The sequence below is a fragment of the Luteimonas sp. 3794 genome (assembly GCF_031456825.1).
GTDB lineage: Bacteria > Pseudomonadota > Gammaproteobacteria > Xanthomonadales > Xanthomonadaceae > Luteimonas.
The window spans coordinates 512,420-524,225 of record NZ_JAVDVJ010000002.1 but is presented as its reverse complement, the minus strand read 5'-3'; the positions used below and the strand labels follow the sequence as shown (position 1 = coordinate 524,225).

Here is an 11,806-nt window from a genome sequence, read left to right as displayed (position 1 = left end):
GCGGGGGCGACGTCATGCGACGGTCACATCGCCGGGGCGTGGACATACACCCTTTGCATCCCACTTGGCCGAACGCGTCGCCCGGTGTTTCCGGGCGATTCATGCTGCACTGCGCAACCGGTTTGTCGGGTGTTTTACCGTGCTGGAACGTTACAATCGCCGGATCGTTTTCGAGCAGGAGTTGCACGCCGTGGAGTTCGGTTTCAGCGAAGAGCAGTTGATGATCCAGGACATCGCGCGACGGATCGCCCAGGAGCGCATCGCGCCCAGCGCCGAACACCATGACCGGACCGGTGACTTCCCCGTCGAGAACATGAAGGTGCTCGGCGAGAACGGCCTGATGGGCATCGAAGTGCCCGACGAGTACGGCGGCGCCGGCATGGACCCGATCTCCTACGTGCTGGCGATGATCGAGGTGGCCGCGGCCGATGCCGCGCATTCGACGATCATGTCGGTCAACAACTCGCTGTTCTGCAACGGCATCCTGACCCACGGCACCGAGGAGCAGAAGCAGACCTACGTGCGCGCAATCGCCGAAGGTCGCGAGATCGGCGCATTCGCACTGACCGAGCCGCAATCGGGCTCCGACGCCACCGCGATGAAGTGCCGCGCGGTCAAGCAGGCCGACGGCAGCTATGTCATCAACGGCAAGAAGAGCTGGATCACCTCCGGCCCGGTCGCCAAGTACTTCGTGCTGTTCGCGGTGACCGAGCTCGACAAGGGCGCGCGCGGCATCACCGCGTTCCTGGTCGACGGCAGCCGCGACGGCTTCCACCGCGGCAAGACCGAGCCCAAGCTGGGCATCCGCGCCTCGGCGACCTGCGAGATCGAGTTCCAGGACTACGTGGCCCAGGCCTCCGACGTACTGGGCGAGGAAGGTCAGGGCTTCAAGATCGCCATGGGCGTGCTCGACGCCGGCCGCATCGGTATCGCGTCGCAGGCCATCGGCATCGCGCGCGCCGCGTATGAAGCGACCATCGCCTACGTCAAGGAGCGCAAGGCATTCGGTCAGCCGATCGGCGCGTTCCAGATGACCCAGGCCAAGATCGCCGACATGAAGTGCAAGCTGGACGCATCGCTGCTGCTCACGCTGCGCGCCGCCTGGCTCAAGGGCGAGGGCAAGCGCTTCAGCAACGAAGCCGCCATCGCCAAGCTCACCGCCTCGGAAGCCGCGATGTGGATCACCCACCAGGCCCTGCAGATCCACGGCGGCATGGGCTATTCGAAGGAGATGCCGATCGAGCGGTATTTCCGCGACGCCAAGATCACCGAGATCTATGAAGGCACCAGCGAGATCCAGCGGCTGGTGATCGCCCGCAACGAGACCGGCCTGCGCTGATCCGCATGCCGCTTCGCCACGCCAGCATCGCGTGTCTCCGTCGCCTGCGCCGCCCCCGCGGCCGCGCGGCGTCGGTGGTTCCCGACCCGGTCGCAAATGCGGCCGCGTCGTATTGAGAGATTCCTTCCCGTCGGCCCGCGTGAAAACGCGGGCCTCATTGCATCGGAACGTTTGTCGTCATGACCTCATCCCGCAAGACAGGTAAATCCGCCGCAGCCGCCGCGCCTGCGACATCGGCCAAAGCCGCCACGAAGTCCGTCGCGCCTGCAAAGAAGGCGTCCCGCGTGCTGCCCGCGCCCCCGCGTCGCGCCAACAGCGGTTTGCTGGACCCGATCTTCGACGCGGTCCGCCGCCGCGCCGGCAAGGCCGCGCACGCCGATGCCAGCGCCTTCGCGCAGGCCTTCTATCGGCGCATGACCGAGGACGAGTTGCCCCTGCACAGCGCCGATGGCTGGGCCGCGCTCGCCGCCGACCTGTTTGAATTCGCCGGCAAGCGCAAGCCGGGGACGGTCAATGTGCGTCTGTTCAATCCGGTGATGAAGACCCACGGCTGGGAGTCGCCGCACACGGTGCTGCAGGTCGTCAACGACGACATGCCGTTCCTCGTCGACTCGGTGACGATGGCATTGGCCGAGCAGGGCATCGGTGTGCACGTGCTGGGCCATCCGGTGCTGTCGATCGCGCGCGACCGCGCGGGCCGGCTGACTGGCGTGGGCGAGGGCGACGCCGAATCGGTGATGCATCTGGAGATCGACCGGCAGACGCCGGAGGAGAGCGCGCGCATCGAGGCGCTGGTGCGCGGCGTGCTCGACGATGTGCGGGTGATCGTCGCCGACTGGCCGCAGATGCGCGAGAAGATGCTGCAGATGGCCACCGATCTGGCGTCGCAGAAGATTCCGGTGTCCGAGTCGAGCCGCGAGGAAGCGCAGGAATTCCTGCGCTGGGCGGCGAGCGACCACTTCACGTTCTTCGGCTACCGCGAGTACAAGGTCCGGCGCAAGGGCGACGACGCGCGGCTTGAGGCGGTGGAGGGCAGCGGCATGGGCCTGCTGCGCACGCCCGGCGCGGTGAAGTCGCGTCCGATCAGCGAACTGGGCGCCGATGCGCTGCGCCGCGAAGGCCTGATCGATGCGCTGATCCTCACCAAGACCAGCGCGCGCTCGACCGTACACCGCCCCGGCTACATGGACTACATCGGCATCCTCGGTTACGACGATGCCGGCAATGTCGTCAGCGAGCAGCGCTTCCTCGGCCTGTACACCTCGAGTGCCTACACCCGCCGTCCGTGGGACATCCCGCTGGTGCGCGAGCGCTTCGAGCACGTGATGAGCGAGTCGGGCCTCAAGCCCACCGGCCACAGCGGCAAGGCGCTCAAGCATCTGCTCGAAACGCTGCCGCGCGACGAGCTGTTCCAGTCCACGCCCGACGAGCTGTTCCGCCTCGGCACCGGCATCCTCGGCTTGCAGGAGCGCGTGCGCAGCCGCCTGTTCCTGCGCAAGGACCGTTACGGCCGCTTCTATTCGGTGCTGATCTACATCCCGCGCGATCGGTTCAACACCGATGTCCGTCACCGCATCGAGCAGTTGCTGCGTGACGTCATGCAGGCCGACCACGTGGATGCGAGTGTCGTGCTCGGCGAATCGCCGCTCGCGCAGCTGCATCTGATCGTGCGCCCGCGTGCAGGCGCGTCCGCCGACATCGATCAGGCTGCGCTCGAACAGTCCCTGCAGACCATCGTGCGTAACTGGCAGGACGATCTGCGCGACGAACTCGTGCGTCGCCATGGCGAGGCCGATGGTCTGCGCCTGGCGGGCCGTTTCGGTCGTGCCTTGTCCGCCGCCTACATCGAGTTCGCATCGCCGGCCGCGGCCGCGACCGACGTCGAGAAGCTCGCCGCCACCGCCGAGAGCGATGCGCTGCAGCTGAGTTTCTACCGCCAGCCGCTGCCGACTACAGGCGAGTCGGTGCTGCATTTCAAGCTCTACCGCCGCGACGCGCACATCCCGTTGTCGGACGTGCTGCCGGTGATGGAAAACCTCGGCCTGCGCGTGATCGCCGAGCATCCCACCCGCATCGAAGTCGACGGTACCACGCTGTTCCTGCAGGACTTCTATGTCGAGGCCACCGCCGGTGCGATCGATGTCGAGGCCCGCGCGCAAGCCTTCACCGAGGCGTTTGATCGCGTATGGCGCGGCGATGCCGAGAACGACGGCTTCAACCGCCTCGTGCTGGGTGCCGATCTGGACTGGCGCCAGATCGCGATGCTGCGTGGCTACTGCAAGTACCTGCTGCAGGTCGGTGTGCCGTTCTCGCAGGCCTACGTCGAAGACACGCTGGCCCGCTATCCACTGCTCGCGCGTCTGCTGGTCGAAGTGTTCGAATCGCGTTTCGATCCGGCGACCGGCAGCGAAAGCCGCGCGCAGATCCAGACTGGCCGTGACGCATTCGCTGCCCAGCTGCAGGCGCTGACCGGCGACGACGAGACAACGCTCACGTCGCTGCGGCCGCTGCTCGAAGCACGCGGCAGCGACCGCGACACGCAATACGAGGCTGCGCGCGCCGCGCTGAAGGGGCTGCTCGACCGCGTGTCCAGCCTCGACGAGGACCGCATCCTGCGCAGCTATCTCGCCGTCATCGACGCCACCCTGCGCACCAGCTACTACCAGAAGAACCGCGACAACGGCCTGCTCGACACGATCAGCTTCAAGTTCGATTCGGCGCGCGTGCCCGAACTGCCGAAGCCGCGCCCGTACCGCGAGATCTTCGTCTACGGTCCGCGCGTAGAAGGCATCCACCTGCGCTTCGGCCCGGTGGCGCGTGGCGGCCTGCGCTGGTCGGACCGCCGCGAGGATTTCCGCACCGAGGTGCTGGGCCTGGTCAAGGCCCAGATGGTCAAGAACACCGTCATCGTGCCGGTCGGCTCGAAGGGCGGCTTCATCGTCAAGCGTCCGCCCGCCGGCGGTGATCGCGACGCGCAGTTCGCCGAAGGTGTCGCCTGCTACACGCTTTTCATCAACGGCCTGCTGCAGATCACCGACAACATCGTCGAGGGCGAGATCGTGCCGCCGGTGGATGTCGTGCGTCATGACGACAACGATCCCTATCTCGTCGTCGCCGCCGACAAGGGCACCGCGACGTTCTCCGACATCGCCAACGGCATCGCACGCGAACACGGCTTCTGGCTCGACGATGCGTTCGCATCCGGCGGTTCGGTCGGCTACGACCACAAGGGCATGGGCATCACCGCGCGCGGTGCGTGGGAATCGGTCAAGCGCCACTTCCGCGCGATGGGCCGCAATTCGCAGACCGAGGATTTCACCACCGTGGGCGTCGGCGACATGTCCGGCGACGTGTTCGGCAACGGCATGCTGCTCAGCGAACACATCCGCCTGATCGCCGCGTTCGATCACCGTCACATCTTCATCGATCCGGACCCGGATGCCGCGCGCTCGTTCGCCGAGCGCCAGCGCATGTTCGCGATTCCGCGTTCGAGCTGGGAGGACTACGACAAGTCCCTGATCGCCAAGGGCGGCGGCGTGTGGCCGCGCAGCGCGAAGTCGATTCCGCTGTCGGCGGAGGCGCGCGAAGCGCTGGGCATCGAAGGCGATGCGACGTCGATCAGCCCGAACGAACTGATGTCGGCGATCCTGCGCGCGCCGGTCGACCTGCTGTGGAATGGTGGCATCGGGACCTATGTGAAATCGTCCAGCGAAACCCATGCCGACGTCGGCGACCGCGCCAACAACGCATTGCGCGTCGACGGCCGCGACCTGCGCTGCAAGGTGGTGGGCGAGGGCGGCAATCTGGGCTTGACCCAGCTCGGCCGCATCGAAGCCGCATTGCACGGTGTGCTGCTCAATACCGACTTCATCGACAACTCGGCGGGCGTGGATACGTCTGACCATGAGGTCAACATCAAGATCCTGCTCAATGCGCTGGTGCAGGACGGCAAGATGAAACTGCCGGCGCGCAACAAGCTGCTGGCATCGATGACCGACGAGGTCGCCGGCCTGGTGCTGTGGGACAACTACCGCCAGAACCAGGCGCTGAGCCTGATGGAGCGCATGAGCGTCTCGCGCCTGGGGTCCAAGCAGCACTTCATCCGCACGCTGGAATCGCAGGGCCTGCTGGATCGCCAGATCGAGTTCCTGCCGTCCGATGCCGAGATTGCAGAGCGCAAGACCAAGGGCCTGGGCCTGACGCGTCCCGAGCTGTCGGTGCTGCTGTCGTACTCGAAGCTGGTCGCGTTCGACCAGATGCTCGATTCCGACATTCCGGAAGATCCGTATCTGTCGCGCGAGTTGCAGCGCTACTTCCCGCAGCCGCTGCAGAAGAAGTACGCCGAGCTGATGGAAGGCCATCGCCTCAAGCGCGAGATCATCGCGACCGCGGTCACCAACACGATGATCAACCGCATGGGCGCGACGTTCCTGCTGCGCATGCAGGAAGACAGCGGCCGCGGCCCGGGCGAAGTCGCCAAGGCATTCACGATCACGCGCGAGACGATCGAGGCGCGTGCGCTCTGGGGCCAGATCGATGCGCTCGACGGCCAAGTGCCGGAGTCCGTGCAGGTCGATGCGCTGCAGGTGATCTGGAACCTGCAGCGTGCGTTCACGCGCTGGCTGCTTGCCCGCCCGGGGGCGATTCCGGACATCACCACCGCGGTCGAGCGCTACCACGACGGGTTCCACGCGATCCGCGACGGCAGCAAGATCATCGCCGATGTCCAGCGCGCCGAACACGACGCGAGCCTGCAGACGTGGATCGAGAAGGGCGTGCCGAAATCGCTCGCGATCGAGCTGGCGGCGCTGCCGTATCTCGAAGCGGCCTGGGACATCATCGAGGTCGCCAGCGAGCGCAAGCAGAAGCCGGTCGATGTGGCGCGTCTGCACTTCCGTCTCGGCGAAGCCTTGAACCTGCCGTGGCTCACCGCGCAGATCGATGCGCTGGAAGTCGACGGCCGCTGGCACGCGGTCGCGCGTGGCGTGTTGCGGGAGGAACTCGGCCAGCAGCACCGCGCACTCGTGTCGCAGGTGCTGTCGATGCCGGGTGCAACGCCGGAAGCCAAGGTGCAGGCGTGGCTGGAACGCGACGATGCCGCGTTGCGCTTCACGCTGGCGATGCTCGGCGAACTCGCCGCGCAGAAGTCGCTGGACTATCCGACCGCCTCGGTCGCGGTGCAACGCGTGTCGCAGCTGGTGCAGCGCAGCTGATCGCAGCCTTGCATCTGCGGCCGTCCGCTGGCCGGTTCCTCCCGCATGTCGGGAGGAACCGGGAGATCGGGGCCTGGTACGCAACATCCCGCTACGGCGCCTGCGCTAAGCTGCGCGCCGTCGTTCACGCACCGGGCCGCCGATGACCGCAACGCCCCGTATCGCTTTCATTGCCAGCCAAGCCGCCGAGGCGCAACGCGCCCTGTCGGTGCTGACGGGTCTGCACGGGCAGTGTGATCCCGAGTCCGCCGATGTGCTGGTCCCGCTCGGCGGCGACGGTTTCATGCTGCAGACGCTCCATCGCTATGGCCAGCTCGGCAAGCCGGTCTACGGCATGAAGCTGGGGACGGTTGGCTTTCTGATGAATCATTACCGGCAGGACGATCCCGCGTCGGGCTCCGACCTGCTCGCGCGTATCGCCGCGGCCGAGCCCGCGGTGCTGCGTCCGCTGGAAATGCGCGCCGAGACCGAGTCGGGTGCAACCATCATCTCGCTCGCGTACAACGAGGTCGCGCTGCTGCGGCAGACGCGGCAGGCTGCGCATCTGCAGATCGATCTCAACGGGGTCACGCGTCTCGAGGAGCTCGTCGCCGACGGCGTGATCCTGTCGACCGCAGCTGGCAGCACCGCCTACAACTTCTCGGCGCACGGGCCGATCCTGCCGCTCGGTGCGGGCGTCGTCGCCCTGACGCCGATCGCGCCGTTCCGGCCCCGGCGCTGGCGTGGCGCGATCCTGCGCGCCGAGACCGAAGTGCGGTTCCGTGTGCTCGATCCCTACAAGCGCCCGGTCAGCGTGACCGCCGATTCGCACGAAGTGCGCGATGTCGTCGAGGTCACCATCCACGAATCGCGCGAGCGTACCGTGACCCTGCTGTTCGACGCCGAACACAATCTCGAAGAGCGGATCCTCAGCGAACAGTTCGTGGTCTGAGCGGCGTCAAGCGATGGGCGCCTCGCCTCTCTGCGTGTCCGGCAACCCACGCCGCGCGCGCGGCGGCCCGGTCCTCCGGTCCAGGGCGCGGCAGCCCGGATCGCGCATAATTCGTGCAGGCCATCTGGTCACCGCGCGATCTTCGTATTCCGCGCGCGCCCGGACAGCGCCGTCCCCCATCGACCTGCGATCCGCCATGCCCGATCTGTCTGTTCCCACGCTCACCGTCGCGATCACCACGCGCGCCCTGTTCGATCTCGAGGACAGCCATGCAGTGTTCGAGGCCGAAGGCATCGAGGCCTACGCCGAACACCAGCGTGCCCACGAGGACGACATCCTCGAGCCGGGCATCGCGTTTCCGCTGGTGCGCAAACTGCTGGCCCTGAACACCGACGCGCCGCCGGACGCACCGCACGTGGAGGTCATCCTGCTTTCGCGCAACTCGGCCGACAGCGGCTTGCGGATCTTCAATTCGATCCAGCACCACAACCTGGGCATCACCCGCGCGACCTTTACCTCCGGCGAGCCGACCTGGCCCTACATCAAGCCCTTCGGCACCCAGCTGTTCCTGTCGGCGAATCCAGACTCGGTGCGTCGCGCCCTGGAGAACGGCGTCGCCGCCGCAACGATCATCCCGGCGCGCGCACCGGCCCACCGTAACGACCAGTTGCGGATCGCGTTCGACGGCGACGCGGTCATCTTCGGCGACGAGGGCGAGCGCCTGTCGCAGGAGGGTGGACTCGACGCGTTCCACAAGCACGAGCGCGAACGCGCGCGCGAGGAAATGACCGGCGGCCCGTTTCGTGGCTTCCTCGCCGCGCTGCACGATCTGCAGGCCGCGTATCCCGCCGGCAAGGACGCGCCGATCCGCACCGCGCTGGTCACTGCACGCTCGGCGCCGGCCCACGAACGCGTGATCCGCACGCTGCGTGCCTGGGGCGTGCGTCTGGACGAAGCACTGTTCCTCGGCGGTCGTCCGAAGGGCCCATTCCTCGATGCCTTCGGCGCCGACATCTTCTTCGACGATTCGCAGCACAACATCGATTCCGCGCGCCCGCACGTCGCCGCCGGCCACGTGCCGCACGGCTGGTCGAACCGCTGAGCACGATGAGGGGCACGAACGGACGCGGTCTATTCGGCCGCTGGATCGAGCGGTTGCGCGGTGGCGCGTCCGGACCGCGCAAGCCCTACGTGCGCGAGCACGAGGGTTTCGTGTCGCTGCAGTTCGTGCGTCGGCAGACTCAGAGCCGCATGGTCGGCAACGATCCGGACCGGCTGCTGATCGACTACACCCGCACCATGTTCGCCGCGTTGTTGTGGCAGCCCGCGCCGGCGGTGCTCGGCATGGTGGGCCTCGGCGGTGGTTCGCAGGTGAAGTTTGCGTACCGGCAGCTGCCGGATACACGTATCGAGGTGGTCGAGAACAATCCGCACGTGGTCGCGCTGCGCGGCGCGTTCGGCATTCCCGATGACGATGGACGGCTGTCTGTCGTCGTCGATGATGGGGTGCGGTTCGTGGAACAGCGCCGCGGCCGCTTCGACGTCTTGCTGGTCGACGGCTACGACGAGCACGGCATTCCCGCCGAACTCTCGACGCAGGCGTTCTACGACGCCTGCCGTGACGCGCTGAGCCCGTCCGGCGTTGTGGCCTGCAATCTCTACGTGCGCGATCCCGAGACGCACGTGCAGAAACTGCGCGCCGCGTTCGGTGCCGACCATGTGCTGGTCGTCGACGAGCCGAAGATGAGCAACCGGGTTGCGTTCGCCTGGCGCGGTGCGTTGCCGGCGCTCGATGCCGAAGCGCTGACGATGCGCGTATCGATGTCGGTGCGTTCGCTGCTGCCGGAGGTATTTCCGCGGATCGCGGTGCGGGTGGTGCGGCATCGGACGGTGACAGGGCGGTAGACCCTCCAGGGCGGAAAAGTCCGTCATCCCGGCGAAGGCCGGGATCCAGCAACTCGGCACGGAATTGAAACAGCGCGCCGCCGCGATACGTTGGACGCTGACGTCGTTGTCTCGAAGTCACCGGATCCGGGCCTTGCCGGACGTTCGTCCGTCGAAAGCCGCCGGCATGCCGAGGATGGCGGCATTGCACCCCCGCCCATTCCCCTGCAAAGTCGTTCGTCGACTGCAACTGTTCATGGGGAATACCGAATGCAACGATGGATCCGGACACTCGCCTGCGCGCTCGTGCTGGCAACCGGCGCACCGCTCGCGGGCGCGGCCACGAAGACGGGCGGGATGACGCTCGAGCAGGTCGCGCAGACGCGCGCCGTCACCCAGGCGCAGATCAGCCCGGACGGCCAGGAAGTGGCCTACATCCTGTCGGTGCCGCGCACGCTGGGGGTCGATCCCGACGGCCCGGCGCGCACCGAGCTGCATGTCGTCGATCGCAACAACAACAGCCGTGGCTTCATCACCGGCAAGGTCGATGTCGCGTCACCACGCTGGCTGCCCGATGGCCAGCGCGTGGCGTATCTGTCCAAGCGCGAGGGCGACGAAACCCGCGGCCTCTACACGATTCCGCTGCGCGGCGGTGAGTCGACACGCGTGGCGAAGCTGGCTGGTGACATCTCCAGCTATGACCTCTCGCCGGATGGTCGTCGCGCCGCGTTGCTGTCGGCCCAGCGCGAAAGCGATGCACGCAAGGCGCTGCGCGACAAGGGCTTTTCGCAAAAGGTCTACGAAGAAGACTGGCGCCCGGTCGAACTGTGGATCGCTGAACTCGGCGCTGAGGCCGCGCCGCGCCGCATCGACATCGAGGGCAGCGTGCAAGCGGTGCGGTGGAGCCCGGCAGGCGACCGCCTGGCCGTCGTGGTCACACCGCGCCAGCTCACCGACGACACGATGGTCGAGGCGCGTGTGCGAATCTACTCGGTCGAAGGCCGCGAGCTTGGGCGCGTCGACAATCCCGGCAAGCTCGGCGACCTGGCCTGGAGCCCGGATGGCGCGCATCTGGCGATCATCTCGGCCGAGGACAAGAACGATCCCAGCGAAGGCCGCCTGACCGTAGTGAGTCGCGACGGCGGCGCGCAGCGCGATCTGCTGCCCGGCCTCGAAGGTCACGTGCGCGGCGTCGCCTGGCGCGACGCTACGACACTGGTGTTCCTCAGCCACGAGGGCGTGCAGAGTCGCATCGGTGAAGTCCAGGCCGACGGCGGCAATCCGCGCACCGTGCTGGCTGCGGGCGGCCCGGTGCACATGGGCCTGAGCACGTCGCCGCGCGGCGACATCGCGCTGGTCGGCAGCGATCCCACGCATCCGTCGGAAGTGTTCCATCTCGCCGCGGGGGCCAGCGAAGCGCGCCGGCTGACCGACAGCAATCCCTGGCTCGCGGACGTGCGTCTCGCGCGCCAGGAAGTCGTGCGCTACACCGCGCGCGACGGGCTCGAACTCGAAGGCCTGCTGGTGCATCCGCTCGAGCGCCGCGGCAATGCGCGCGTACCGCTGATCCTGGTGGTGCACGGCGGTCCCGAGTCCCACTTCTCCAACGCATGGCTCAACGCGTATTCGCAGCCGGCGCAGGTCGCCGCTGCGCGGGGCTTCGCCTCGTTCTTCCCGAACTACCGGTCGAGCACCGGCCGCGGCGTCGCGTTCTCCAAGCTCGGTCAGGGCCGTCCGGGCATGGAAGAATTCGACGATGTCGTCGACGGCGTCGACCAACTGGTCGAGGCCGGTCTGGTGGACCGCGACAAGGTCGGCATCACCGGTGGTTCCTACGGCGGCTACGCCAGTGCCTGGGGCGCCACGTACTACAGCGAGCGCTTTGCGGCCTCGGTGATGTTCGTCGGTATTTCCGACCAGGCAAGCCTGGTCACGACCGGCGACATTCCTTACGAGCAGTACAACGTGCACATGCAGACCTGGCCGTGGGAAAGCCCGGAGATGTATCGCCAGACCAGTCCGATCACCCACGCGGAAAAGTCGCGTACGCCGACACTGATCCTGCATGGCGAGGCCGACCCGCGCGTGCCGGTGATGCAGTCCTACATGATGTACCGCTACCTGCAGCTGGCCGGCCAGGCGCCGGTGCGCCTGGTGCTGTATCCCGGTGAAGGCCATGGCAATAGCCGCGGTGCATCGCGTTACGACTATTCGCTGCGCCTGATGCAGTGGATGACGCATTACCTGACCGGTCCCGGTGGAGAGCCACCGGCCTACGAGCTCGACTACGCGCTGCCGGCGCCGGACACCAAGCGCTGAGTTCCATCCGCCTCGAGCGTCACGAAGCCGCGCCGGGTCTCCGGCGCGGCTTTTTGTTACCGCGAGAACTTGGTGGCCCCAAAAACCTGATCCGTCATCCCAACGAAAGTTGGGATCCAT

General features: G+C 67.1%; 6 protein-coding genes. All 6 read left to right on the top strand.

The window, feature by feature from the left end; translation table 11 throughout:
• Nucleotides 1–190 precede the first annotated feature (190 nt).
• Nucleotides 191–1,339: an acyl-CoA dehydrogenase family protein gene (locus tag J2X52_RS05990; protein WP_310150292.1), complete on the top strand. Its 1,149-nt coding sequence runs from the start codon at nucleotides 191–193 to the stop codon at nucleotides 1,337–1,339.
• A gap of 284 nt (nucleotides 1,340–1,623) precedes the next feature.
• Nucleotides 1,624–6,552 (top strand): NAD-glutamate dehydrogenase domain-containing protein, encoded by a 4,929-nt coding sequence (locus J2X52_RS05985; protein WP_343226789.1) that lies wholly within the window; start codon nucleotides 1,624–1,626, stop codon nucleotides 6,550–6,552.
• Nucleotides 6,553–6,694: 142 nt separating this feature from the next.
• Entirely contained in the window at nucleotides 6,695–7,483 is a 789-nt protein-coding gene (locus tag J2X52_RS05980) for an NAD kinase (RefSeq protein ID WP_310150141.1), read from the top strand.
• Nucleotides 7,484–7,679: 196 nt separating this feature from the next.
• Nucleotides 7,680–8,585, top strand: a complete 906-nt coding sequence (locus tag J2X52_RS05975) for a 5'-nucleotidase (RefSeq protein WP_310150138.1) — start codon at nucleotides 7,680–7,682, stop codon at nucleotides 8,583–8,585.
• Between the two features lie 5 nt (nucleotides 8,586–8,590).
• Nucleotides 8,591–9,388 carry a transferase gene (locus J2X52_RS05970; protein ID WP_310150135.1) on the top strand — a complete coding sequence of 266 codons (798 nt, stop codon included), beginning with the start codon at nucleotides 8,591–8,593 and terminating at the stop codon, nucleotides 9,386–9,388.
• Nucleotides 9,389–9,637: 249 nt separating this feature from the next.
• Nucleotides 9,638–11,686 (top strand): S9 family peptidase, encoded by a 2,049-nt coding sequence (locus J2X52_RS05965; RefSeq protein ID WP_310150130.1) that lies wholly within the window; start codon nucleotides 9,638–9,640, stop codon nucleotides 11,684–11,686.
• Nucleotides 11,687–11,806: the final 120 nt, after the last annotated feature.